Here is a 24,364-nt window from a genome sequence, read left to right as displayed (position 1 = left end):
CCCAGGCCCCCCTGGCCCACGAGGTTTTGGGCGCGGTCCTTCAAGTGCGCTCGGACACACTGCGGGTGCTGCTGTGGCGCCGCGCGCTCGACCCGCACCTCGGCCGCTGGTCGCTGCCGGGCGGGCGGCTGCGGCCCGACGAAGACGTCGAGACGTCGATCCGGCGCCAGCTCGCCGAGAAGGTCGACGTCCGCCAGCTCAAGCACGTCGAGCAGCTCGCGGTGTTCAGCGACCCGGACCGGGTGCCGGGGCCGCGCGTGGTGGCGACGGCGTTCCTCGGCCTGGTCCCCTCCGACGTCGACCCGGAGGTGCCGGAGGACACCGAGTGGCACGACGTCGCGAAGCTGCCGCGCACGGCTTTCGACCACGAAGCGATCGTGCTGCGCGCCCGCGACCGGCTGCGCTCGAAGCTCTCCTACACGAACCTCGGGTTCGCGCTGGCGCCGGACGAGTTCACGATTTCCGCCCTGCGCGGGCTGTATTCGGCGGCGCTGGGCTACCGCGTCTCCGCGACCAACCTGCAGCGGGTGCTTTCCCGGCGTGGCCTGCTGGTCCCCACCGGCCACACGGCCGCCCCCGGCCGGGCCGGCGGACGCCCGGCCGCGTTGTTCTCCTTCGCCGGCAATGGCATGCAGATCACCGATCCGTTCGCGGTGTTCAAGCCGCCGTCCCGGTGACCCACGGTCTTTTCAGGGGTCCGGGTGGCGAAGCCCCCGGCTCCGGGGCGAAGCCCCGGTTGTCACCGTACTGCGCCGGACGCGTTCTCCCCTTACGGTGGACGCGTGACCGAGCCGGAATCGGAAAGTGACGCGACGACGACGATCCTGCCGTTGTTCCCGCTCCAGACCGTGCTGCTGCCCGGCACCAAGCTTCCGCTGCACATCTTCGAACCGCGGTACCGGCAGCTGATGACGGACCTGGTGAAGGGGACCGTGCCGGACCGCGAGTTCGGCGTGGTCGCCCTGCGGTCGTCGCTGACGCGTGAAGTTCGTGGTCTGGACCAGTTGTACGAGGTGGGCTGCAGCACGGTGCTGCGCGAGGCGAAGCGCCTGCCGGACGGCCGGTTCGACGTCGTGACGCAGGCCCGGCGCCGGTTCCGCCTGCGCGAGCTCGACTGCGTCTCGGCGCCGTACCTGATCGCGACGGTGGACTGGGTCGACGACGACCCGGTGTCGCCGGCCGGCGACATGACGGAGCGGCTGGCGACGGTCGCGCGGGCGGCGCACCAGCGGTACTGCGAAACGGCGTGGCGCAGCGACGACTGGCACCCCCCGGAGCCGGGCACCTCGATCGGCGACCTGGCCTACGCGCTGGCCGCCGACTGCCTGCTCCCGCTGGAGGACCGCCAGCGGCTCCTGGAGGAACGCCACCCGCTGCGCCGGCTCCGCATCGCCTGCCGGCTGCTGACCCGGGAAACCGGCTTCCTGAACACCCTGGGCGCGGTGCCGCTGCCCCCGGGCGAGCTCACCGACCTGAGCCGCCCGGCAAGCCTCAACTGACGCGGCTCAGGAGCCGTTGCCGAACTTGTTCCACACCTTGCCGGCGGCGCCCGAAACCGCTTCGCCGACGTCGCTGAACACCTTCGTCAGCGGGTCGGTGGACGAGCTCCACGAGTCCTTGTACGACTGGGCGGCCGACTTCAGGTCATCCTTCCAGTCCGACGCCGGCTTGTCCCCGTCGCGGCGCGGGTAGTCGCCGGCGAGGATCGCGCGGTACTCCTCCGAAGCCGCCCACTTCTGCAGCTGGGCCGCCCGGACCACGGCGAACGGGTGCGACTCGGTCTCGACGAACTTGAGCTTGAGGAAGCTGTCGCGCACGTCCTCGACCGACTCGTATTCGGTGGCCTGCTGCAGGAACGACGGCACGTCGATGCGTGCCGGGTCGATCCCGCCGGCGATCTGGATCTGGGCCCGCAGCGCGGCGGTCGGGTTCTGGCTGCACAGCAGCCCGGCGCGGTCACACGAGAGCTCGGCCTTGCGGAACCACTCGCGCAGCGCCGCGATGATCGCCCGGATCCCGAGCGCGCTGACCGGCGTCCACGACATCGCCATCTGCAGGCCGATCAGGCGGACCATGATCGTGCGGTAGACCGCGTGCCCGGACAGCACGTGCCCCATCTCGTGGCCGATGGCGAACCGGAGCGACTCCAGGTTCATCAGCTCGACGAGCCCGGAGCTCACCCGGATGAACGGCTCGTCCATGCCGACGGCCGACGCCTGGATGCGCGGGTCCTGGTAGACGAACAGGTTCGGCACCGAGGGCAGGTCCAGCGTCTCGGCGCATTCGTGGCGCAGCCGGTCGAGCTCCGGGTACTGCTTCGGCCCGACGCGGATCGACGACGCGAGCGCCATCAGCCGCTCGCCGCGTTCGTTGTAGAAGCCCGAAACGGCCTTGACGACCTGGGCGAACCCGGGCACGGCCCGCAGCGTGGCGAGCGCGCCGCGGTCCACCGGGTGTTCGTACGCGCGCGGGCTGATGCCCGGGAAGCGGACGGCGTTGTGCCGCGAAACTTCGATGTCCTCGGTCACTGTCGGTTCCCCCCTGTAGGTGACGCCGACCACCTTAGGGGGAAAGCCGTCAGCCGAGTCGGCGGCCCAGGTCGTCGCGGCCGTTCCAGGTGGCGAGCAGGCTGTAGGCGATCGACACGCCGAGCGGGCCGGTCAGCAGCACCCACCACGACTCCAGGCGGGGCGCGAGCTCGATCACCGAACCGAGCGCGGGCGGGCTCGACACGGCGTAGTGGCTGTTCGCCCAGCCGACGCCGAGCAGCATGGCGAGCGCCCCGGCCAGTGCGATCCCGAGCACGGCGGCGAGGAACACGACCGGCCCGCGGCGTTCGCGCAGCAGCCAGACGACGACGCCGACGACGATTCCCAGCCCGAGCAGGAGGAACCCGAAGACGGCGAGGTCGTCGAAGCGGTGCCAGCTCTCCAGCTCCAGGGCACCCTGGGTGCCGTCGGCGGCGACGATGCGCACGCGCTCCGGCGGCGCCAGCCGCGACCAGGCGAAGGCGAGCGGGAAGCTCAGCAGGCTCAGGGTGCCGAGCACGCTCACGGCGGGCAGCAGGTCGGCCTTGACGACGACCCGCGGCCGCCGTTCCCGGAACAGCACGGGCACCGACCACGGCCCGGCCACGGCCGACGGCCGGTGCGCGGGTCCCGACGACTCACTCACCCGGACTCCCTCCTGCGACTGTGCCCACCGAGCGTAACCGGTCGGTGCGTGACCGCGGTGAGCCGCACACCGTGTCGCCCCGGTTCGTCAGCCGCTCGCCGTCTCCCCGTGGCGGCTGCAGCGGGCCGTCCAGCCGAGCGGGCTGACCTGCACCACCAGCCGGCGCGCGCAGAACGTGCAGTAGCGCGGGGGCTCCAGCGCCGTCCGCGGGTTGTGGCACGCCGGGTGGTCCGCCCCACCCGGCGCCGGCTGTCCACAGTGGACACAGAAGGCGGGTGCGTCAGAGGCTGTCACTGAGGGCCTTGATGGGCATCTTGAGCTCGTCCAGCATCTCCAGGTCGGCCGAAGCCGGCCGGCCCAGGTTGGTCAGGTAGTTGCCGACGATGATCGCGTTGATGCCGCCGAGCATGCCCTGTTCCGCGCCGAGGTCGCCGAGGGTCAGCTCGCGGCCGCCGGCGAAGCGCAGCATCGTGCGCGGCATGGCGAGCCGGAACGCCGCGACCGTCCGCAGCGCGTCGCGGCCCTCGACGATTTCGTAGTGCTCGTACGGCGTGCCGGGCTGCGGGATGAGGAAGTTCATCGGCACTTCGTGCGGGTTCAGCTCGGCCAGCTGCACGGCGAACTCCGCGCGCTGCTCGACCGTCTCCCCCATCCCGATGATGCCGCCGCAGCAGACCTCCATGCCGGCCTCGGCGACCATCCGGAGGGTGTCCCAGCGCTCTTCCCACGTGTGCGTGGTGACCACGGCCGGGAAGTGCGAGCGCGCCGTCTCGAGGTTGTGGTTGTAGCGGTGCACGCCCATGTCGACGAGCTCGTCGACCTGCTCCTGCGTCAGCATGCCGAGCGAGCAGGCGATCTGGATGTCGTTGCCGTCCTCGCGGATCGCCTTCACGCCTTCGCGGACCTGCGAAAGCAGCCGCTTGTCGGGCCCGCGGACGGCGGCGACGATGCAGAACTCCGTCGCGCCGGTCTCCGCGGTCTGCCGGGCGGCCTTGACGAGGTTCGGGATGTCGAGCCACGCCGAGCGCACCGGCGTCGGGAAGCGGCCGGACTGGGAGCAGAAGTGGCAGTCCTCGGGGCAGCCGCCGGTCTTCAGGCTGATGATGCCTTCGACCTCCACCTCGGGCCCGCACCAGCGCATCCGCACCTCGTGCGCCAGGGCGAGCAGGTCGGGCAGCCGGTCGTCGGGGAGCCGGAGCACGTCGAGGACCTGCTGTTCGCCGAGGCCGACGCCGTTTTCGAGGACCTGCTCGCGCGCCTGGGCGAGGACATCGGTGTCCGGGACTGCGGTCACGTCGGCTCCTTGATCGAGGTGGTGCGGAAAGCGTCCCTCATCGTGCACGAAGGGGCGGCGAGGCAACAGCGACGCAGGTCACTTCCCGGCGGAAGCGCACCCGGCGAACAGCTCGGGGTCGAACTCCCCGCCGAACCACGGCGAGAGCCCGGCCCGGGCGGCGGCCAGGAAGTCCTCCCGGGAGGCCTGACCGATGTCGGCGGGGAGCACGCCCAGCAGCGGCGCCCCCGCGGCGACCGGCAGGTCTTCGAGGTTGGAGAGGGCGGCGAGGTCCGGTTCGGCCGGCCAGGCCCCGATGATGACCCCGGCGACGGTGAGCCCCCGCTTGGTGGCGACCTCGGCGGTGAGCGCGGTGGCGTTGAGCGTCCCGAGCCCGGCCTCGGCCACGATGATGACGAGCGACCCGAGCGACCAGGCGACGTCGGCGAGGCTCGCCCCGGCGCTGTCGAAGCGCACGAGCAGCCCGCCCGCGCCTTCGATGAGGGTGAGGTCGTGCCCGGTGTCGAGGTCGGACGCGGCCTGCGCGATTTCCCCGGGATCGAGCGTGGGCAGCCCGCTGCGCCGCGCGGCGGCCTCGGGCGAGAGCGGATCGGGGTAGCGCCGCAGCTCGCGGGTGGTGACGTCCGGCCCGGCGAGCCGGGCGACGTCCTGCAGGTCACCGGCCTCGTCCGGCCGCACCCCGGTCTGCGCGGGCTTCAGCACGGCCACCCGCTGCCCACCGGCCACCGCCACGGCCGCGATCGCCGCCGTGGTGATCGTCTTGCCGACCCCGGTCCCGGTCCCCGTCATCACCAGCATCGTCACGAACCATCAACTTAGTGACTCACCCACCGCACTCGCACGCGGGCCGTGGTCAGCGGGCTCCCGCCGTCGGCCGTCGTGAGGAAAAGGGCGGTGGGAACCGTCCTCGCCACTCACGAGGGCCGGGCCGGACCCGCGAACCTGCGGGCCCGGCCCGGCGGATCAGGCGCCCGGCACCACCACCGGCGCCCCGGCCGGCCGGAACGTCCGCTCCGCGGGATCGAACAGGTACACCTGGGCGTCGCCGACGTGGAAGTACATCCCGGTCAGCTGCAGCTTCCCCGCCGACTCCGCCGCCATCACCGACGGGTACTCCCGCAGGTGCTCCAGCTGCTGCAGCACGTTGTGCAGCGCCAGCCGGTCACCCTCCCGGTCCGGGACCGCGCCCTCCACCGTGGCCGAGCCCGTCCGGTGGGCGCTCGGCTCGGCGTGGTGCAGCCACTCCGCCAGCGGGCCCGGCGGCGGGCCGTCCGCCAGGGCCGCCATCGCGCCACAGCTCGAATGGCCGCACACCACGATCTCCTCGACCCCGAGGACCCCCACCGCGTACTCGATCGAGGCGTTCATCGAAGCGTCCGCCTGGCCCGGCGGGACCAGGTTGCCGATGTTGCGGATCGTGAACAGGTCACCCGGCCCGCTGGTGGTGATCAGGTTGGGCACGATCCGGGAGTCGCCGCAGGTGATGAACAGCGTGCGGGGGCGCTGGCCGTCCGCCAAGCCCGACAGCGTGTCGCGCAGCAGGGGCGCCGCGCGGCGGTGGAACTCCGTCGCGCCGCGGCGGGTCTGCTGGGCCGGGATCCCTTCGACGGCCTGCCACTCCGACCACGGGGCCAGCCAGCGCGGGACCGCCCGGCTCGCCGCGCTCCGGGTCCGCGTCGGGCGGCCGGCCTTGCCTTCGCCGAACCACGGGTGGCCGACCTCGTCAACCTCCACCGTGCCGCCCGCGCGCTCGTGCGCCTGCTGCCAGGTGTGCAGGCTCTCGAACGCGGCGTGGTCGAGGTAGTCGACGACCAGCTCCAGCCGCACCACCACCCCGCCCGGGACGCTCCCGAGCACCTTCGACAGCCGCGGCACCGACAGGAACGTCAGGACGCCTTCGACGACGACGCGCCAGTCGTCGCCTTCCCGTCCGACGTGGATGCCCGACCAGGCCGTGCGGCGCAGCATCAGCACCAGGGACAGCGCGATCCCGGCCAGCACGCCGGTGAGCAGGTCGAACACGACCACCCCGGCGAGGGTGAGCAGGTACACCGGCAGGTCGCCGTGGGCGAGGACGGTCCGCATGTGCCCCGGGTTGACCAGCTTCGCGCCGACGTGCACCAGCAGCCCGGCCAGCGCGGCGAGCGGGATGCTCTGGATCAGCCCGGCGAGCAGGACGACGAACAGCAGCACCCAGATGCCGTGCAGCACCGCCGACACCCGGGACTTCGCCCCGGCGGCAACGTTGGTGGAGCTGCGGACGATGACGCCGGTGACGGGCAGGCCGCCGAGCGCGCCGGAGAGCATGTTGGCCGCGCCCTGGCCGACCAGCTCGCGGTCGAGGTCGGCGCGCGGCCCGGTGTGCATGCGGTCGACCGCGACCGCCGAGAGCAGGCTTTCCACGCTGGCGATCAGCGCGATCGTGACGACGGCGAGCGCGAACCCGCCCCAGCCGCCGTCCGGCAGCTGCGGGACGAGGTGGACGTTCAGCAGGTCCCCGGGCAGTTCGACGCGCGGCAGCGTCATCCCGAAGGCCACCGACACCACCGTGGCGGCCGCGATCGCGGCGAGCGGCCCCGGCGCCTTCCGCACCGCTTCCGGCAGCTTCGGCCAGAGCAGCAGGACGCCGATGGTGAGCAGGCCGACGATGGCGGCGGAGTCGTGGTGGGCGACGAGCTGGCCGGGCAGCTCGGCGATGTTTCCGAGCGCGGAGCTCTGGGCCTTGCCGCCGAGGATGACGTGCAGCTGGCCGAGCACGATCGTGACGCCGATGCCGGCCAGCATGCCGTGCACGATCGCCGGCGAGATGGCCAGCGCGGCCCGCGCGATCCGGCTCAGCCCCAGCAGGACCTGGAGCGCGCCCGCGGCGACGGTGATCGCGCAGGTGACGACCCAGCCGAAGGTCTGGATGGTTTCCGCCATCACCACGGTCAGGCCGGCGGCGGGCCCGCTGACCTGGAGCGCGGAGCCACCGAGCGCACCGGCGACGATGCCGCCGACGACGGCGGCGACGAGCCCGGCGGCGACCGGGGCGCCCGAAGCGAGGGCGATGCCGAGGGACAGGGGAACAGCTACGAGGAAGACGACCAGTGAGGCCGGCAGGTCGTGTCGGAGCACGGCGAGGGGTCTCATGAGCGCCATGCAACCGGAAACCGAGTGAAATGTCCGCTATGTACCACCCGATCGAGTGAACAACTGGCCACAATTAGCCTGAATGTCACATATCGGACAAACCGTTAACGCCCCGTTCACGGGCCCAAATTCTGTCAAGCGACAGTTGAATCCCGTACCACACAACGGTTCCCGGACGACCCCAATGTGGCGTTCGGTGCGTCCGACGCACCGAACGCCACATTGGGGTACTCGTGGTCAGTGCTCCAGCGCGCCCGCGGGGACGAAGCCGCGGGTGGCACCGTCCAAAAGGGACACCTGGGCCGCGCCGACGTCGAAGTACATCCCGGTGAGCCGCAGCGCGCCGCGGTCCAGGGCCGCGGCGACCACCGGGTAGCCGCGCAGGGTTTCCAGCTGCTGCACCACGTTCTGGAGCGCGAGCTGGTCGGCCTCGGCGGCCGGCCGCTCGCCGCCGAGCAGCAGCGGCGCCTCGCGGGCGCGCCGCCGCAGCGTCGCTTCGCCGTGGCGCAGCCAGCTGCCGAGCTGTTCGAGCCCGTCCGGTGCCCGCCCGAGCAGCGCCTTCATCGCGCCGCAGCCGGAATGCCCGCACACCACGATCTCGGCGACGTCCAGCACCCCGACGGCGTACTCGATGGCCGCGCCGACCGAGGAGTCGGTGCCGTCGGCCGGCGGCACGAGGTTGCCGATGTTCCGGACCGTGAACAGGTCCCCCGGCCCGCTCGTGGTGATCAGGTTCGGCACGATCCGCGCGTCGCCGCAGGTGATGAACAGGGTGTGCGGCTGCTGGCCGTGCGCCAGCCCGCTCCACGTGTCCCGCAGCAGCGGCGCCGTGCGGCGCTGGAACTCCGAAGCACCGCGGCAGAGCAGCGAGCTCGCGGTGCGCTGGGCGGGCAGCACGACGTGCTCGGCCTGCCACTGCGACCACGGCGCGAGCCACCGCGGCACGACCCGCGCGGCGACGCTGCGGCGCACGGTCGGCGCGCCCGAGCGGCCGCGTTCGAACCACGGGTGCCCGATCTCGTCGACCGTGACCGGCCCGGCGTGCGCCTGCTGCCAGCCGCGCAGGCAGTCGAACGCGGCGTGGTCGAGGTAGTCGACGAGGAGTTCGAGGGTCACTTCGGCGTCCGGCGGGAGTTCGGCAAGCACGCGGGTCAGCCGCGGCACGGACAGGAACGTCAGCGCGCCTTCGATGACGACGCGGTGGCGGTCGCCGTCGGTTTCGACGTGGATGCCGGAGAAGATCATCCGCCGCAGCATCAGCGCGAGGGCCAGCAGGATCCCCGCCGCGACCCCGGTGAGCAGGTTGACGGCGATCGCGCCGGCCAGCGTGACGACGTACACCGGCAGGTCGCCGTGGCGGCGGACTTCCTTGAGCCCGTTGAGGTTCACCAGTTTCGTGCCGACGTAGACGAGCAGGGCGGCCAGTGCGGCCAGCGGGATCGATCGCAGCAGCCCGGTGAACAGCAGGCAGGCGGCGAGGATCCAGACGCAGTGCAGCATCGCCGACGCCCGGGTGCGCGCGCCCGCCTCGAAGTTGGTCATGCTGCGCACGATGACGCCGGTGACCGGGAACCCGCCGAGCGCGCCGGCGGCGACGTTCGCCGCGCCCTGCCCGATGAGCTCGCGGTCGAGGTCGGTGCGCGGGCCGCCGCGCAGCTTGTCCACCGAGACCGCGGACAGCAGGCTCTCCAGGCCGGCGATGAGCGCGATGGTGAGCGCGGCGAGCGCGAAGCCGGCCCAGCCGCCGTCCGGCAGCCGCGGCACGACGTGCAGCGCGGGCAGCCCGGCCGGGAGGTCGACGCGCGGCAGGGACAGGCCGGCCAGGACGGACAGGCCGGTGGCCAGTGTGACGGCGGCCAGCGGCGCGGGCACGCGGCGCACCACCTTCGGCAGCCGCGGCCAGGCCAGCAGCACGCCGAGGGTGACGACGCCGATCAGCACGGCCTGGTCGTGGTGCGCGGCGACCTGCCCGGGCAGCGCCAGCACGTTGGCGAGCGCGGAACCCTGCGCCGAGCCGCCGAGGACGACGTGCAGCTGGCCGAGCACGAGCGTGACGCCGATGCCGGCGAGCAGGCCGTGCACGATGGCCGGCGACACGGCGAGCGCGGCACGGGCCAGGCGCGTCAGGCCGAAGAGGATCTGGAGCAGGCCCGCAGCGACGGTGATCGCGCAGGTGACGGGCCAGCCGTGGGTGGCGATCGTGTCGGCCAGCACCACGGTGAGGGCGGCGGACGGGCCGCTGACCTGCAGCGGCGATCCGCCGAAGAGACTCGCGACCAGCCCGCCGACGACGGCGGAGATCAGGCCGGACAGCAGCGGCGCCCCGGCGGCGAAGGCCACGCCGAGGGACAGGGGGACGGCGACGAGGAAGACGACTATGGAGGCGAAGAAATCGTGCTTGAGGTTCTTCAGGTGCGCGAAGGGCTTCGGGGGTCCGGTGTCGTGCTCGCCACGAACGATCTCGATCATGGGGGCAGGATCGCCGAAACCGGGCGGAAAGTCTGCTACGCAAGCATTTCTCGCGTTCGCCCGCGCACTGTTCGGCGGCCCGGACGGCCGGTTTCACACTTATCGTCTCCGCCGTTCGCGTGGTTTCGATCCGGGCCTGCCACACACGGCGACGATGAGGGACATTCGGGTCTCGCTGTGCCGGCGGTCACACCCGATGTGCTGAATTCAGGCCTTTTCGGCGACGGCCAGCATCGCGCGGGTGATCACGGCCAGATCGTCCTCGGTCGAAACGTACGGCGGCATGGCGTAGACGAGGTCCCGGAACGGCCGCAGCCAGGCCCCGTGCCCGGTGGCGACGTCCGTGGCGACGGCCATGTCGACGGGGTGGTCGAGCTGCAGCACCCCGATTCCGCCGAGCACCCGCACATCGGCGACGGCGGGCAGGTCGCGCGCCGGGGCCAGGCCGTCGAGCAGGCCCTTCTCGAGCCGGGTGACATCGGTTCGCCAGCCGCCGCCGGAGAGCAGCCCGAGCGAGGCGTTGGCGACGGCCGAGGCCAGCGGATTGCCCATGAACGTCGGCCCGTGCGCGAGGACGGGCAGCTCGCCGCGCGCGATGCCGGCGGCCACCTCCGGGGTGCACAGGGCCGCGGCCATGCTGAGGTAGCCGCCGGTGAGCGCCTTGCCGACGCACAGGACATCCGGCGTGACACCGGCGTGTTCGGCGGCGAAGAGCGCACCGGTGCGGCCGAAGCCGGTGGCGATCTCGTCGAAGATCAGCAGCACGTCGTGCGCTTCGGTGAGTTCCCGCAGGGCGCGCAGGTAGGCGGGGTGGTGGAACCGCATCCCGCCGGCGCCCTGCACGACGGGTTCGACGACGACCGCGGCGAGTTCGCCGTGGTGCCGCTCGATCCCGGCGGCCAGGATGTCCACATAGGACGGATCCGGCGGGGTGTCGAACCCGGACGGCGGCGCGGGGACGAAGACCTGCTCGGGCAGCACACCGCGCCACAGCGCGTGCATGCCACCGTCGGGATCGCAGACGCTCATCGGGGTGAACGTGTCGCCGTGGTAGCCGCCACGCCAGGTGAGCAGCTTGTGTTTCCCGGTGCGCCCGCGAGAACGCTGGTACTGCAGGCACATCTTGACGGCGACCTCGACGGAGACCGAGCCGGAGTCGCAGAGGAAGACGTGCTCGAGCCCCTCGGGCGTGAGGTCGACGAGGGTCTTGGCGAGGGTGATGGCGGGTTCGTGCGTGAGCCCGCCGAACATGACGTGGCTCATCCGCCCGGCCTGGGCGGCGAGCGCGGCATCGAGCACGGGGTGCCGGTAGCCGTGGACGGCGGACCACCACGAGGACATCCCGTCGACGAGTTCCCGCCCGTCGGCCAGCTTCAGCCGGACGCCGGCGGCCTCGGTGACCAGCAGCGACGGCACCTTCGCCGGCATGGGGGCATAGGGGTGCCAGACGTGCCGGGCATCGAGGGCGAGCAGGTCGGCGGGGTCCATGGCTGCATTAAAACAGGACCCCGCGCGACCTGGCCGAGGGCGCCACCTTCGGGCAGCGCGACCCTCACAACCGGACCGGCAACGCCTCCAGCCCGTGCACGAGCGAGCTCGTCCGGTACACGAGCTCGTCCGGCTTCGCGTCCAACGCGATGTCCGGGAACCGCGCCAGCAGCCCGCCGAGCGCGATCTCCGCCTCCAGCCGGGCCAGCGGCGCGCCCACGCAGTAGTGGATCCCGTGCCCGAAGGCCAGGTGCCCGCCGGCCGGGCGCGTGATGTCCAGGCGGTCCGGCTCCGGGAACCGCTGCGCGTCGCGGTTCGCCCCGAGCAGCGAGACCAGCACGAACTCGCCCTCCGGGATCGTCACGCCGTCGACCTCCACCGGCTCCGCCGTGAACCGCAGCGTGGCGAGGTGGATCGGGCCGTCGAAGCGCAGGAACTCCTCCACCGCGCCCGGGAGCAGCTCCGGCTCCGCACGCAGGCGGGCCAGCTGCTCCGGCTCGCGCAGCAGCGCCAGCACGCCGTTGGCGATCAGGTTGACCGTCGTCTCGTGGCCGGCGACGAGCAGCAGGAACGCCATCGACACCAGCTCGGGCTCGGACAGCGAATCGCCGTCGTCGCTCGCGTGGACCAGGTCCGACAGCAGGTCTTCGGCCGGCTGGGCGCGCTTCTGCGCGATCAACCCGGTGAGGTAGCCGAACATGCTCTGCGCCGCCGCCTGCACCGCCTCCGGCTGCACCAGGCCGCTCAGCAACGTGCGGGACCAGCCCGAGAACTCCGTGCGGTCCTCCTCGCGGACCCCGAGCAGCTCGCAGATCACCGTGATCGGCAGCGGCGCGGCGAACGACGGCACCAGGTCGGCGCGCTCCTGCCCGGCGAGCGCGTCGAGCAGCTCCGTGGTGATCTCCTCGACCCGCGGCCGCAGCCGCGCCACCGTGCGCGCGGTGAACGCCTTGTTCACCAGCTTCCGCAGCCGCGTGTGGTCCGGCGGGTCCGAGTTGAGCATGTGCCGGCTCAGGTCCGGCGCCAGCCCGCTCTGCGGCGCCTCCGGCGGCAGCTTCGCCTCGAACAGCGCCCGGATCCCCGCGGTGTTCTTCTGCAGCCGCGGATCGGCCAGCAGCGCCCGCGCCTGCGCGAACCCGGTGACCACGTAGCACGGCAGCCCGCGCGGCATCCGCACCAGACGCACCGGGCCGCCCGCGCGCAGCAGCTCCGAGAGCACGTGCGCGTCCTGCGCGAAGTCCTCCGCGACCTCGTAGATCTCGCCGGTCGTCATGTCATCCCCCAAGCCTCACCGCGTCAGCGTTCGGCGAGAGCCGCCACGACGCGCTCGGTCACGTCCTGCCAGTATGCCCGCTGTTCTTCGCGTTCTTCCGCGCCCGAAAGCCATTCCTGGTGAAACCTCAGGGTCGTCTTGGCCCCGGCGCCGCTCAGCCGCACCTGAACGGTCGAGTCGTGGTCCCAGTCGCTCGGCCGCCACGTGAGCCGCACGCGGTCGCCGTCGACGTAGCTGCGGATCTCGCCCACCGTGCCGTTGGCCGTTTCGTACTCCGCGCCCGGTTCCCGCGGCAGCTCGACGCCGGGACCGAGCCAGATCGCGACGCCTTCGCGGCTGACCAGGAAGTCCCACACCGCTTCGGCCGGGTACGGCAAGGTCCGCGAAACGCCGATGTTCCACCCCACATCGGCCGTCTTCCCCACTGAAGAAGTCATGTCCTCATCCTCGCACCGGGGTACGACAAAACCGGCGGGCGGCCCGGGTGGAGGATGGGAACCCGTGCGCTACCGCCCGATTTCCCCCGCCGTCCTGACCGGCGAACTCACCGATCGCATCGACGCGCTCACCCCGCGGCGGATCGCGGTCGCCATCGACGGCGCGGCGGGCGCGACGGGCACCGCGGACCTCGCGGACGCCCTGGTCGACCCGCTGCGCCTGCGCGGCCGCGCGACCCTGCGCGTGTCCGCGCGCGATTTTCTGCGCCCGGCGTCCCTGCGCTTCGAGCACGGCCGCACGAATCCCGACGCCCGTTACAGCGATTGGCTCGACCTGGGCGCCCTGCGCCGCGAAGTGCTGGAGCCGCTGAAGGGGTCCGGCGAAGTCCTGCCGTCGCTGTGGGACGCCGAACGCGACCGCGCGACCCGCGCCGGCCGCGTGCCGCTGCCCGAAGGCGCGGTCGTGCTCGTCGACGGCGAGCTGCTGCTGGGGGCCGGGCTGGCCTTCGACCTGGCCGTGCACCTGTGGCTCTCCCCCGCGGCCCTGCGCCGCCGCGTGCCGGACGCCTGGGCCGTCCCGGCCTACGAGCGGTACGAGGAAGAGGTGGACCCGGGTTCGCTCGCCGAGGTCGTCGTCCGCGTCGACGATCCGCGGCACCCGGCGCTGTACACGCCTTAGCGGACGACGGCCACCGGATCGCCGTCCAGCAGGCCGGACAGCCGCTGCGCCATGACGTCCCAGCGCCAGTTCGCCGTCACCCACTGGCGGCCGGCCTCGCCCATCCGGCGGGCGCGCACGGGGTCGGCCAGCAGGCTGGCGAGCGTCTCGGCCAGCTGCGTGACGTCGCGGCCGTCGACGACGTGCCCGGTGACCTCGTCGAGCACCGCCTCGGGGGCGCCGCCGGAGTTGCCCGCGACCACCGGCAGGCCGGTCGCCGACGCCTCCAGGTAGACGATGCCGAGCGCCTCGACGTCCAGGCCCTTGCCGCGGGTGCGGGCCGGCATCGCGAAGACGTCGCCCGCCGCGTAGTGCGCCGGCAGCTCGGCCCACGGCACCGACCCGGTGAACACGACGTCGCGCTCCAGGCCCAGCTCGGCGACCAGGCCGGCGAGGGTCTTGCGGTACGGGCCGCCGCCGACGACCAGCAGCACCGCGTCCGGCACCTGCTCGCGGATCTGCGGCAGCGCGCGGATCAGCTGGTCCTGGCCCTTGCGCGGGACCAGCCGCGACACGCACACGACGGTCGGCCGGTCGCCGAGCCCGTGCCGCGCGCGGATTTCGGCCCGGCCGGCCGGGTCCGGCCGATACAGCTCGGTGTCCACCCCGGACGGCAGCAGCTCCAGCCCGGCCATCGGGCCGAACGCCGCGGCGAAGCGGCCGCGGGTGTACCGGCTGACGTAGGTGAGGACGTCCGCGGTGTCGCCGATGCGCCGCAGCGCCTGGCGCGACCCCGGGAGCATGGACCAGCCGACCTCGTGGCCGTGCGTCGAGGCGACGACGCGGCGGGCCCCGGCCCGGCGCAGCGGGTGCCCCAGCAGGGCGAGCGGGGCGGCCGCGCCGAACCAGACGGCTTCGCAGTCCCGCGCGCGCATGATCTGCTTCGCGCGGCGGAGCACGTCCGGCGTCGGCAGCATCAGCGACGTCGGGTGCCGGACGACCTCGAACGGCGCCTCGGCGTCGAACTCCTCGTGCGACCCCGTCCGCGATTCCCACGACGGCGCGTAGACGACCAGGTCGTCCGCCGGCAGCCGGGTGGCGAGGGAGTTCAGGTAGTTCTGGATGCCCCCGGGCCGCGGCGGGAAGTCGTTGGTCACGAGCAGGGTCTTGAGCACGCTTAGAGGCTAGCCACCGACGAACCAGGGGCGGCACCGCGTCCGCGGTACCGCCCCTGGAGGGTGCTGCGAAGGGTCACGCCGTCGGGCGGCGCGCTCCCGCGTACTGGCTCTGCAGCGGCGAGATCTTCACGACGTCACCGGTGTCGGGCGCGTGCACCATCTTGCCGTCGCCGATGTACATGCCGACGTGCGAAACGGGCGAGTAGTAGAACACGAGGTCGCCCGGTTGGAGCTGGTCCCGCGGCACCGCGGCGCCGAAGGTGGACTGCTCGCGGCTGGTCCGCGGCAGGGTGATGCCGGCCTGCTTGTAGGCCCACATCGTCAGGCCCGAACAGTCGAAGTTGGTCGGTCCGGTCGCGCCGTAGACGTAGGCGCTGCCGAGCTTGCCCAGCGCCGCGTTCAGCGCTGCCTGCGCGGCCGCGGTCGGCGCCTTGATGTTGGCGGGCGGCGCCGAGCCGGTGTCCCGCCGGGCGGCCTTGTCCCCGGCGCTCAGGTTCTTGTTGGCCGCTTCGAGCTGGTCGATCTGGTCCTGCAGCGTCTTCTGCTTGGCCTGGATGTCCTGGGTCAGCTTGGCCGCGGCGTCCCGCGCGTCCTGCGCGCGCTTCGCGGCGTCGCTGGCCTTGGCGGCCGCGTCGGTCGCCTCCTGGACGGCGCCGGTGAGGTTGCCCATCGCGGCGTTCTTGCCGGTCGCGATGACCTCGAGCGCGGACGAACGGTCCAGGAAGTCCTGGGTGGACGTCCCGGCCAGCAGCGCCGACAGCTTGTTCAGCTGGACACCGCTGGTGAACGACGCACCGGCGAACTTGTCGACCTCGGTCTGGTACTTCTTCTGGCTCTCGGACGCCTTCGTGGCCTGTTCCTTGGCCGCGTTGACATCGCCGGTGGCCTTGTCGAGCTCGCCCTGCTTCTTCTTCAGGTCGTCCTGGGCGGACAGCAGGTCTTCATTGAGCTTTTCGGCCTGGGCCGCGAGGTCGCGGTACCGGGCGAGGGCGTCCGAACCGGCTGGCGGGGTCTGGAGAACGGGGACGGGGGCGGCGGTGGCCGTCGGCTGGGCCACGGTGACGAGGGTGATCACCGCAACCGCGGCGAGGGCTCCTGACACCACGCGCCTGACTGGATGCGACTGCACGGTCGCGCGGGTCTCCTTTGCGTCTCGGCCGCCGACGGGGACCGGGCCGCGAAGAGGCCGGGGAGTCCTCTTCGCCGTTGTCCCCCCACGCGTGCGGGCTGCGTCGCCAGGGCAACACGAGCCGCAACAGGGAAAAGCACGCGGTGGTGGTTCCGGTTCCCAGCTTCCCGACAAAGCTGCGCCCGGCGGCGATCTCGCGTCGCCGCCTCATCGACGGCCGGGGGCCACGAGATCTCGGACAGGTTACGAAAAGACCGCCACCACGTCCACCACCCGTCGGCCAAAAACTCTGCGTGACGCCGATAAACACCATCGGACCTGCAAAGAGGAAAAGCTGTGATGGGCGTTACACGCTGGGGTTTCTCCGGCGAGCTTTCGACTACTGACCGTTCACCGATTCAATCGACCATTCGGCGCGCCGACACGAAACGGGCAAAAGTCAGGCGGTGCGCCGGGCCGGTTCCTCGACCAGGCGTAGCCGCGGCACCATCCCGGCCTCCGCCAGCGCGTCGACGGCCCGCCGCTCGTCGGCGTCCCACACCACCGCCGGTGGCGCGCCGAGCAGCACGCTCACCACGCAGTCGTGGCAGGAGATGCCGCGTACGACGCAGCGGTCGCAATCGACCACCAGGTTCTCGATGTCCGGAACGGCGATGTGCGAGACGTCCACTTCGGACAGCTCGGGGATGCCGGTCATGGGTCCTCCTCACGCGGGAACTGCTGTTCCGCACACGGTAGGGGCCACCACCGACAGTTTCGGTGCGGTCACACCCTCGACAGGCGGCTGACCAGCACGGACGCCGGCGCCGGATGGGCGCCGCGGCCTCGCACCGAGTCCGCGACGGCGCGGTCGGACGTCGCGACGACCATCGGCCGCCCGGCGGGCTCGGCCGCGACGAGGTTGCGGATCACGTCGTCGGCCAGCACCCCGCGGTCGGAGAACAGCACCCGCACCCCGCGCGGCACCGATGCGGGCACGGAGAGCACGCCGGCGCCGTCGAAGACGACGGTGACCTCGGCGGAGGTACGCGCGGCCAGCGCGGACAGCTGGTGGACCAGCCGGTCGCGCTGGTCGGCGAGGGCCAGTTCGGGGTAGCCGGTCTTGGTGACGTTGTAGCCGTCGACGATCAGGTGCACGTTGGGCAGCGCGAGGTAGCGGTCCAGCGCGGTGACGTCGGCGATCTTGCCGCCCTGGCCGGTGCCGGAGCTGGCGCCGCGGACCATGTCGGCCGGGCGGGCGCCCCGCGCGCCGAGGGCGAGTTCGCGGCGCAGGCCGGTGACGGCGCCGTCGATGGTGTCGATGAGCAGGGCGAGCCGCACCTCGTCGGCCTGGCGGGCCTCGCGCGCGGACTGGCGGGCGATTTCGGCGTCGGCGACGGCGCGTTCGGCCCGGGCGCGTTCGCCGGCGACGCGCTGGCGTTCGCGTTCGAGCTGGCTGGTGAGGGTGGCGATCTCGTCGACGTGGGCGGCCGAGCCGCGCCGGGCGTTGGCGGAGGCCGCTTCGACCGCGTCGCGGGCTTGGCGCAGCTGGACGCCCTGCTCGCGAAGGCGCTTCAGGAGCTTCTCGACTTCGCCCTCACGCTCGCCCCGGGCGCTTTCGGCGGCTTGCTTCGCTTCGGCGAGTTCGGCGCGGACCTGGGCGAGTTCGGCTTCGAGCCGCTGGGTCCGGGCGAGCGCGGCGTCGCGTTCGGCGCGCAGGGCGTTTTCCTCGGCGTTCTTGGCGACCAGCCGCACCCGTCCGGCGGCCCCGGACTCCCCGAGCAGCACGGCGGCGGCCGCCGCGGCGACGGAGTCGATGGCGTTGGGGTCGAGCACGTCGGTGCGGTGTTCGCGCAGCCATTCGATGACGGCGGTCCGGAACTGCGAAGACTCCCCGAGCGCGGCGAGCAGCGCGGCGCCCCCGAGCTTGGCCCGCTTGGCGGGCGCGAACTTGGCGACGGGCCGCAGCTGCCGGGGCACATCGGTGGCGGGCAGCTTGGCCACGGCGGCCGCGGCGAGCTCGGCAATGCGGTCGCGAACCGGTTCCGGCAGCGCGGGCCAGGTGGCGGGTTCGGGCTGTCCGGCCTGGTCAGGGGACTCTTCGGCCGGCTCGGCACGCGACGCGACACCCGAGGGACCGACGGGGTCCCCGGGCGGCTCCGGCACGAGCGGCTGCGGGTGCATTGGTCCAGGGTAGGCCCCGCCCCCGCATCCCGCCCCGCGCGCCACACGGAGGCCACACCGGGCGAGGGTCGAGGGGTGCGGCCGGTGCGGGCGAGCCCAGCGGGCGGGTCTTCGGCGGCGGCCGGCTTCCGACCGGGCCGCGGCCGGTGGGCGGCGATGCGGTCCGAACCGGCGAACGAAACCCGCCCGCGACCCCGGGGCCGTTCCGGGCCCGTGAGCAGCGGGGCGGCCAAAACTGTCGGGGGTCGCCTCTAGTGTCTCGCCCATGCGTCCGGTCCAGGCACAGCTCGCCTTCGACGAGCTCGGAACTCCGTTGCGGGACACGACTTTCGTCGTCTTCGACCTCGAAACGACCGGGGCACCGCCAGGGGCGTCGGAGATCACCGAGATCGGGGCCGTGAAGGTGCGCGCCGGTGAGGTGCTCGGCGAGTTCGCGACGCTGATCAACCCGGGCCGGGTGATCCCGCCGCAGATCGTCTCCCTGACCGGCATCACCCAGGCGATGGTGTACGACGCCCCGCCGATCGAGGAGGTGCTGCCCGCCTTCCTCGAGTTCATCGGCGGTTCGGTGCTGGTCGCGCACAATTCGGGCTTCGACACGTCGCACATGCGGGCCGCCTGCGAGGGGCACGGGTACGTCTGGCCGAAGCTCACCGTGGTCTGCACGGTGCGGCTGGCGCGGCGCGTCGTCCCCCGGGACGAGGTCGGCCGCTACAACCTGACGGCGCTGGCGTTGCTGTTCGGGGCGAAGACGCGGCCGACGCACCGGGCGCTGGACGACGCGCGCGCGACCGTGGACGTCCTGCACGGCCTGCTGGAGCGGGTCGGCAACCTGGGTGTGCACTCGCTGGAAGAGCTGATGGGGTACCTGCCGGAGGTGACGGTCGCCCAGCGGGCGAAGCGGCACCTGGCGGCGGACCTGCCCGCGGCGCCGGGGGTCTACCTCTTCAAGGGTCCGAAGGACGAGGTCCTGTACGTCGGCACGGCGAAGGACCTGCGGCGGCGCGTGCGCACCTACTTCACGGGTTCGGAGGGGCGGAGCCGGATCCGGGAGATGGTCGCCCTGGCGGAGCGCGTCGACCACGTCGTGTGCGCGCACGCGCTCGAGGCGGAGGTCCGCGAGCTGCGGCTGATCGGGGCGCACCGGCCGGCGTACAACCGGCGGTCGAAGAACCGCCACCAGGGCTGGTGGATCGGCCTGACGGACGAGGCGTTCCCGCGGCTGTCGGTGGTCCGCCTGCCGCGGCCGGGGGTGCTGGGCCCGTTCCGCAACCAGGCGGACGCCCGCACGACGGCCGACACCCTGGCCGGCGCGTCGGGCCTGCGGACGTGCACCCAGCGGATCTCGCCGCGCTCGGCGAACGGGACCCCGTGCGTGCTGGCGGAACTGGGCCGCTGCGGCGCACCGTGCGCGGGCCGGCAGAGCGTGGAGGCGTACAGCCCGGCGGTCGAGTCGGTGTCGGGCCTGATCGCGGGCCTGGACGGCCGCCCCCTGCACACGGCGGCCGCGCACGTGGAGCGGCTGGCGGAGGGCCGGCACTACGAGCAGGCGGCCCGCCACCGCGACGAGCTGGCCGGCCTGATCCGGACCCTGGGCCGCGCCCACCGCCAGGCATCGTTGGCCTCGATCGGCGAACTGATCGCAGCCGGCCCCGACGGCGCGGGCGGCTGGGAACTGGCGGTGATCCGCTACGGCCGTTTGGCATCGGCGGGCGTGGCCCGCCGCGGGGTGCCGCCGATGCCGGTGGTGGAGGCCCTGGTGGCCTCGGCGGAGACGGTCCTCCCGGACCCGGGCCCCCTGCACGGGGCACCACCGGAGGAGGTCGGGGTCCTGTTGCGCTGGCTGGCCCGCCCGGGGGTGCGGCTGGTCCGCACCACGCGCCCCTGGGCCGAGCCGGCCGCGGTGGCGGGCTGGCAGGGCTGGCTGAGCCTGGTAACGGAGGCCCACTCCCTGGAACACGTCGGCTGACACCCGCCGGGAGGGTCGGCTCGCGTATCCAGCGGATCGGTTCGCTCCCGACCGGCTCAGGCACACCGGCCGACCGCCCGGGCACGCCGCCGACCCGCCGGGTACGCCAGCCGACCGCCCAGGTACGCGAGCCGACCCTCCGGGTACGCCAGCCGACCGGCCAGGTACGCGAACCGACCGGCCAGGTACGCGAGCCCACCCTCCGGGTACGCCAACCGGCCGGCCAGGTGCGGGAGGCGACCCCTGTGGCCGGTGAGGCGGGATGGCGGGGGGCGGGGTCAGGCGACTGAGGTGTCCAGGGCGTCCAGCAGCCACGTGTGGGTTACCCCCATCGGCGCCGCCTCGCCCGTCACCTCGCCCGTCAGGTGCCAGTAGCGGCGCAGCCGCGAATCGCGGTCCGGCGCCGTCCGGCGGTTCAACGCGCGTCGGAACGACAAGCTGTCCGGAACACCCCACGCCGTCGCATGAGCCGCCACAAAACGATCGAGCGCCGCCCCCGGAGATGGCCGCTTCCCCGCCGCCACCGACGGTGCCGCCAGCGTGCACGCCTCGCCGACCTCCGCGTGGAGTGCGCCCAGGTCCGGGATGCGTTCGTGGCCCACCAGCGTGCTCGACTTCAGGTCCGTTGCCAGCCGGGCGTCCGCCGCGAGGAGGACCAGCTCCGCGTACGCCACCACCTGGGCCGTCGTCGGCTGGGGTGGTGGCTCGGGGGCGCTGATGTCCAGGAACATCCGGGCCGTCTCCGGGGGGATCGGGCCCGTCGTCATCGGGCGCCACAGGCGCACCAGCGTCTCGTGCGCCGAACACCCGTCCTGGACCGCGGACAGCAGCTCCAGGCGCGCCTCGCGGTCGGCCGGTGCGACCTCCGAGACCGCGTGGAGCACCGAGCGCCGCCACGCCAGGGTTGCCAGCTCGCGGTCGAGGGCCGTCCGCTCGGCCGCCACCGCGTCGTCGAGGGACCGGCGGCCCGCCAGGACGTCGGTGATCGGGCGCAGGCCCAGGCCCAGGCCACGCAGCCGGCGCACCAGCGTCAGCCGGTCGATCGCCGCGCCGTCGAAGCGGCGGTGGCCGCCTGCGCTGCGGACCGGCTCCAGCACGCCCTCGTCGCAGTAGAAGCGGATCGTGCGCACGGGCACGCCCGTTCGCCGCGCCAGCTCGCCGATGCCGAGTGTGTCTCCGGTCACCTTCCGTGGAACCTCCAGCCGGGTGGAATTCCTACGGTACGGCCATGGACAACGCCAGACTCGCCGAAGGGCTCCACGAACACACCGCCGGGTTGGCCAGAGCCGTCGAGGCCGCCGATCCCGACCAGCCGGTGCCCACCTGCCCGGAGTGGCCGCTGCGGGTGCTCGTCGGCCACATCGGCCAGGCCCACCGCTGGGCCGCGAGCATCGTCCGGGACGGCCCGTCGCCGGTCCCGGACCCGTTCGACGAAGACCCCGGCTCCCCGGACGAGTGGTCCGGCTGGCTGGACCGAGGCGCCGCCGACCTCGAAGCCGCCGTGCGGGCCGCCGGCGACAGCCCCGTGTGGACGTTCTTCGGCCCGCAGCCCGCCCGGTTCTGGCTGCGCCGCATGCTCCACGACACCACCATCCACCACGCCGACGCCGCGCTGGCCACCGGCAACGGCTTCACCGTGGCCCCCGACCTCGCGGCCGACGCGATCAGCGAGTGGCTGGAGGTGCTGTCCGACCCCGTCACGGCGAGCCTCAAGCCCGCCTTCGCCGAGCTCCGCGGCACCGGCCAGACCCTCCACCTGCAGCCGAGCGGCAACGGCGAGGGCCCGGGCTGGCTGATCACCCGCACCCCCGGCGGCGTCCGGTGGACCCGGGACGGCACCACCACCGCGGACGTGACACTGGCCGGCCCCCTCGAAGACCTCCTGCTCGTCCTGACCCGGCGCCGGCCCGCGGACCGCGTCACGCTCACCGGCGACCGCGCACTGGCCGCCCACTGGCTGGCGCACACCGCGGCCTAGGGCTCACTAGGATCGCGGGCGACCCCGCAGACGAGTCTTGGAGGACCCAGGTGATCACCGCGATCGTGTTGATCCAGGCAGAGGCGGACGCGATCCCGGACGCCGCGCAGGCGATCGCCGACATCGAGGGTGTCGGCGAGGTCTACTCGTGCGCCGGGGACGTCGACCTCATCGCCACCGTGCAGGTGTCGACGCACGAGGAGCTGGCCGACCTGATCCCCGGCCGGATCGGGAAGGTGCCGGGCGTGCTGGACACCGTCACGCACATCGCGTTCCGGTCCTACTCGCGCGCGGACACCGAGTCGGCCTTCTCGATCGGCGTCGAAGACTGACCGGACCCGGAACGGACGAAGGCCACCTCCCGCGGGAGGTGGCCTTCGTCGTGGCTGAACCTAGTGGTCCGACTGCTTGGCGGCCGCGGCCGTCTCCGCGGAGTCGAACTCGCCGTGCTGGCCGTGCTGGCCGTTCTCGCCGCCGTGGCCGTTGCCGTGGGCGCGCTGCAGCGCCACCGTCTCGTCGGCCGGGTCCGGCGACCAGAACGTGCCCGGCACCGCCTGCCCGGCGGAACCCAGCTTGTTCATCTTCTTCGGCACGGACGCGCCCTGGTACTCGAGCGGGAGCGCGTGGCCGTGGCCGTCGACGCCGCCGAGCGGCTGGTGGATCTCGATGAACTCACCGTGCGGCAGCCGCTTGATGATGCCGGTTTCGACGCCGTGCTCCAGCACCTCGCGGTCGGCCCGCTGCAGGCCCAGGCAGATGCGGTACGTGAAGTAGTACGCCAGCGGCGGCACGATCAGCACGCCGATGCGGCCGGCCCAGGTCGTCGCGTTCAGCGAGATGTCGAAGCTGTCGGCGATGATGTCGTTGAAGCCGGACAGTTCGATGACCATGAAGAAGCCCAGCGCCATCGCGCCCAGCGCCGTGCGGACCGGGACGTCCCGCGGCCGCTGGAGCAGGTTGTGGTGCGCGGTGTCCTTGGACAGCTTCCGCTCGATGAACGGGTAGCCCAGCAGGAGCCCGAACAGGATCGGCATGCCGATCGCGCCGGGGAAGAACACCGCCGGGATCGTGTAGTTCCCGAGGTAGACCTCCCACGCCGGCCAGATCCGGAGCATGCCGTCGGCCCAGGCCATGTACCAGTCGGGCTGGGACCCGGCCGAGACCTGTGCCGGGTTGTACGGGCCGAAGTTCCACACCGGGTTGATCTGGAACAGCCCCGACATCAACGCCAGCACCCCCACCACCAGGGTGAAGAACGCGCCGCCCTTGAGCGCGAAGTACGGCATGATCCGCACCCCGACCACGTTGGACTCCTTGCGCCGCACCCCCGGGAACTGCGTGTGCTTCTGATACCACACCAACGCCAGGTGCACCCCCACCAGCGCCAGCATGATGCCCGGCAGCAACAGGATGTGCAGCGTGTACAACCGCGGGATGATCTGATCCCCCGGGAACTCCCCACCGAACAACGCCCAGTGGATCCACGTCCCCGCCACCGGCACCGACAACACGATCCCCGACAGCGTCGCCCGGATCCCGGTACCCGAAAGCAGGTCATCCGGCAGCGAATAACCGAAGAAGCCTTCGAAGCAGCCCAGGATCAGCAGCAGCCCGCCGATCACCCAGTTCGCCTCACGCGGACGCCGGAACGCGCCGGTGAAGAAGATCCGCAGCATGTGCACGGCCATCGACGCCACGAAGATCAGCGCCGCCCAGTGGTGCAGCTGCCGCATGAACAGCCCGCCACGGACGTCGAAGGAGAGGTCCAGCGTCGTGCGGAACGCCTGCGACATCTCCATGCCCTGCAGGTTCTTGAAGCTGCCGTGGTAGACGACCTCCTGCATGGAGGGGTCGAAGAACAGCGTCAGGTACACCCCCGTCAGCAGCAGGATGATGAAGCTGTAGAGCGCGATCTCGCCCAGCAGGAACGACCAGTGGGTCGGGAACACCTTGTTCATCTGGTGCCGCAGACCCTTGGCCAGCTGGTACCGCTGGTCGGCGTTGTTCGCGGCCTCGCCCAGG

Annotated in this window: 22 protein-coding genes; 6 read left to right on the top strand and 16 right to left on the bottom strand. The window is 72.6% G+C overall.

From position 1 onward, the window contains the following. Window positions 1-44: 44 nt before the first annotated feature. Both C2L59_RS22180 and C2L59_RS22175 read left to right on the top strand, forming a co-directional pair. Window positions 45-677 carry an NUDIX domain-containing protein gene (locus tag C2L59_RS22180; RefSeq protein WP_103351432.1) on the top strand — a complete coding sequence of 211 codons (633 nt, stop codon included), beginning with the start codon at window positions 45-47 and terminating at the stop codon, window positions 675-677. Between the two features lie 105 nt (window positions 678-782). Beyond that, window positions 783-1,499, top strand: coding sequence for an LON peptidase substrate-binding domain-containing protein (locus C2L59_RS22175; RefSeq protein ID WP_103351431.1), 717 nt, complete (start codon window positions 783-785; stop codon window positions 1,497-1,499). Window positions 1,500-1,505: 6 nt separating this feature from the next. Here the strand turns inward: C2L59_RS22175 and C2L59_RS22170 are convergent, their stop codons facing one another. From C2L59_RS22170 to C2L59_RS22125, 10 genes are all read right to left on the bottom strand, one after another. Further along, entirely contained in the window at window positions 1,506-2,528 is a 1,023-nt protein-coding gene (locus tag C2L59_RS22170; RefSeq protein ID WP_103351430.1) for a M48 family metallopeptidase, read from the bottom strand. Between the two features lie 49 nt (window positions 2,529-2,577). After that, entirely contained in the window at window positions 2,578-3,174 is a 597-nt protein-coding gene (locus C2L59_RS22165; protein WP_103351429.1) for a DUF2567 domain-containing protein, read from the bottom strand. A gap of 87 nt (window positions 3,175-3,261) precedes the next feature. After that, window positions 3,262-3,468: a hypothetical protein gene (locus C2L59_RS22160; RefSeq protein WP_103351428.1), complete on the bottom strand. Its 207-nt coding sequence runs from the start codon at window positions 3,466-3,468 to the stop codon at window positions 3,262-3,264. Beyond that, window positions 3,455-4,468: a biotin synthase BioB gene (gene bioB / locus C2L59_RS22155; protein ID WP_103351427.1), complete on the bottom strand. Its 1,014-nt coding sequence runs from the start codon at window positions 4,466-4,468 to the stop codon at window positions 3,455-3,457. Before bioB ends, C2L59_RS22160 begins: the two co-directional genes overlap by 14 nt. 78 nt (window positions 4,469-4,546) lie before the next feature. Then, window positions 4,547-5,266 carry a dethiobiotin synthase gene (gene bioD / locus C2L59_RS22150; protein ID WP_370444765.1) on the bottom strand — a complete coding sequence of 240 codons (720 nt, stop codon included), beginning with the start codon at window positions 5,264-5,266 and terminating at the stop codon, window positions 4,547-4,549. Between the two features lie 165 nt (window positions 5,267-5,431). Further along, complete coding sequence (locus tag C2L59_RS22145) at window positions 5,432-7,609, bottom strand: bifunctional SulP family inorganic anion transporter/carbonic anhydrase (protein WP_103351425.1); 2,178 nt, start codon at window positions 7,607-7,609, stop codon at window positions 5,432-5,434. Between the two features lie 228 nt (window positions 7,610-7,837). Then, on the bottom strand, window positions 7,838-10,069 hold the full coding sequence (locus tag C2L59_RS22140; protein ID WP_103351424.1) for a bifunctional SulP family inorganic anion transporter/carbonic anhydrase: 2,232 nt from the start codon (window positions 10,067-10,069) through the stop codon (window positions 7,838-7,840). 207 nt (window positions 10,070-10,276) lie between these two features. Beyond that, a complete protein-coding gene (locus C2L59_RS22135) occupies window positions 10,277-11,557 on the bottom strand; it encodes an adenosylmethionine--8-amino-7-oxononanoate transaminase (protein ID WP_103351423.1) in 1,281 nt (426 codons plus the stop codon). A 64-nt stretch (window positions 11,558-11,621) separates the two neighbouring features. After that, window positions 11,622-12,830: a cytochrome P450 gene (locus C2L59_RS22130; protein WP_103351422.1), complete on the bottom strand. Its 1,209-nt coding sequence runs from the start codon at window positions 12,828-12,830 to the stop codon at window positions 11,622-11,624. Between the two features lie 23 nt (window positions 12,831-12,853). Continuing rightward, a complete protein-coding gene (locus tag C2L59_RS22125) occupies window positions 12,854-13,267 on the bottom strand; it encodes an SRPBCC domain-containing protein (RefSeq protein ID WP_199199191.1) in 414 nt (137 codons plus the stop codon). Between the two features lie 64 nt (window positions 13,268-13,331). Between C2L59_RS22125 and C2L59_RS22120 the strand changes: the two genes are divergently transcribed. Continuing rightward, complete coding sequence (locus tag C2L59_RS22120; RefSeq protein ID WP_103351420.1) at window positions 13,332-13,946, top strand: uridine kinase; 615 nt, start codon at window positions 13,332-13,334, stop codon at window positions 13,944-13,946. Here C2L59_RS22120 and C2L59_RS22115 read toward each other — a convergent pair. From C2L59_RS22115 to C2L59_RS22100, 4 genes are all read right to left on the bottom strand, one after another. After that, window positions 13,943-15,100, bottom strand: a complete 1,158-nt coding sequence (locus C2L59_RS22115; RefSeq protein ID WP_199199190.1) for a glycosyltransferase family 4 protein — start codon at window positions 15,098-15,100, stop codon at window positions 13,943-13,945. The genes C2L59_RS22120 and C2L59_RS22115 overlap by 4 nt on opposite strands. Before the next feature lie 76 nt (window positions 15,101-15,176). Continuing rightward, the gene (locus C2L59_RS22110; RefSeq protein WP_199199189.1) at window positions 15,177-16,232 is read right to left on the bottom strand and encodes an NlpC/P60 family protein; all 1,056 of its coding nucleotides are present in this window, start codon (window positions 16,230-16,232) and stop codon (window positions 15,177-15,179) included. 439 nt (window positions 16,233-16,671) lie between these two features. Next, the gene (locus tag C2L59_RS22105; protein WP_103351418.1) at window positions 16,672-16,929 is read right to left on the bottom strand and encodes a hypothetical protein; all 258 of its coding nucleotides are present in this window, start codon (window positions 16,927-16,929) and stop codon (window positions 16,672-16,674) included. 68 nt (window positions 16,930-16,997) lie between these two features. Continuing rightward, window positions 16,998-18,395, bottom strand: a complete 1,398-nt coding sequence (locus C2L59_RS22100; RefSeq protein WP_103351417.1) for an NYN domain-containing protein — start codon at window positions 18,393-18,395, stop codon at window positions 16,998-17,000. 265 nt (window positions 18,396-18,660) lie between these two features. Between C2L59_RS22100 and C2L59_RS22095 the strand changes: the two genes are divergently transcribed. Beyond that, entirely contained in the window at window positions 18,661-20,364 is a 1,704-nt protein-coding gene (locus tag C2L59_RS22095; protein ID WP_103351416.1) for a DEDD exonuclease domain-containing protein, read from the top strand. A gap of 278 nt (window positions 20,365-20,642) precedes the next feature. On the opposite strand, the gene C2L59_RS22090 is transcribed toward C2L59_RS22095, so the two are convergent. Continuing rightward, complete coding sequence (locus tag C2L59_RS22090) at window positions 20,643-21,548, bottom strand: MerR family transcriptional regulator (protein WP_103351415.1); 906 nt, start codon at window positions 21,546-21,548, stop codon at window positions 20,643-20,645. Between the two features lie 44 nt (window positions 21,549-21,592). On the opposite strand from C2L59_RS22090, the gene C2L59_RS22085 reads away from it, so the two are divergent. Next, the gene (locus C2L59_RS22085) at window positions 21,593-22,342 is read left to right on the top strand and encodes a maleylpyruvate isomerase family mycothiol-dependent enzyme (RefSeq protein WP_103351414.1); all 750 of its coding nucleotides are present in this window, start codon (window positions 21,593-21,595) and stop codon (window positions 22,340-22,342) included. Between the two features lie 50 nt (window positions 22,343-22,392). Then, a complete protein-coding gene (locus tag C2L59_RS22080) occupies window positions 22,393-22,674 on the top strand; it encodes an Lrp/AsnC family transcriptional regulator (protein ID WP_003062426.1) in 282 nt (93 codons plus the stop codon). A gap of 60 nt (window positions 22,675-22,734) precedes the next feature. On the opposite strand, the gene C2L59_RS22075 is transcribed toward C2L59_RS22080, so the two are convergent. After that, the gene (locus tag C2L59_RS22075; RefSeq protein WP_233223632.1) at window positions 22,735-24,363 is read right to left on the bottom strand and encodes a cytochrome bc complex cytochrome b subunit; all 1,629 of its coding nucleotides are present in this window, start codon (window positions 24,361-24,363) and stop codon (window positions 22,735-22,737) included. Window position 24,364 lies beyond the last annotated feature (1 nt).

It is taken from the genome of Amycolatopsis sp. CA-128772, from assembly GCF_002904295.1.
In the GTDB taxonomy this organism is placed as follows: domain Bacteria; phylum Actinomycetota; class Actinomycetes; order Mycobacteriales; family Pseudonocardiaceae; genus Amycolatopsis.
Note: the sequence above shows the minus strand (reverse complement) of the source record. Positions and strands in the feature narration are given on the sequence as shown.

Coding starts and splice junctions, on each gene's coding strand:
- bioD (WP_370444765.1), bottom strand. CDS start 5,266: ATGCTGGTGATGACGGGGACCGGGACCGGGGTCGGCAAGACGATCACC.
- C2L59_RS22145 (WP_103351425.1), bottom strand. CDS start 7,609: ATGGCGCTCATGAGACCCCTCGCCGTGCTCCGACACGACCTGCCGGCC.
- C2L59_RS22140 (WP_103351424.1), bottom strand. CDS start 10,069: ATGATCGAGATCGTTCGTGGCGAGCACGACACCGGACCCCCGAAGCCC.
- C2L59_RS22135 (WP_103351423.1), bottom strand. CDS start 11,557: ATGGACCCCGCCGACCTGCTCGCCCTCGATGCCCGGCACGTCTGGCAC.
- C2L59_RS22130 (WP_103351422.1), bottom strand. CDS start 12,830: ATGACGACCGGCGAGATCTACGAGGTCGCGGAGGACTTCGCGCAGGAC.
- C2L59_RS22125 (WP_199199191.1), bottom strand. CDS start 13,267: ATGACTTCTTCAGTGGGGAAGACGGCCGATGTGGGGTGGAACATCGGC.
- C2L59_RS22105 (WP_103351418.1), bottom strand. CDS start 16,929: ATGACCGGCATCCCCGAGCTGTCCGAAGTGGACGTCTCGCACATCGCC.
- C2L59_RS22100 (WP_103351417.1), bottom strand. CDS start 18,395: ATGCACCCGCAGCCGCTCGTGCCGGAGCCGCCCGGGGACCCCGTCGGT.
- C2L59_RS22095 (WP_103351416.1), top strand. CDS start 18,661: ATGCGTCCGGTCCAGGCACAGCTCGCCTTCGACGAGCTCGGAACTCCG.
- C2L59_RS22085 (WP_103351414.1), top strand. CDS start 21,593: ATGGACAACGCCAGACTCGCCGAAGGGCTCCACGAACACACCGCCGGG.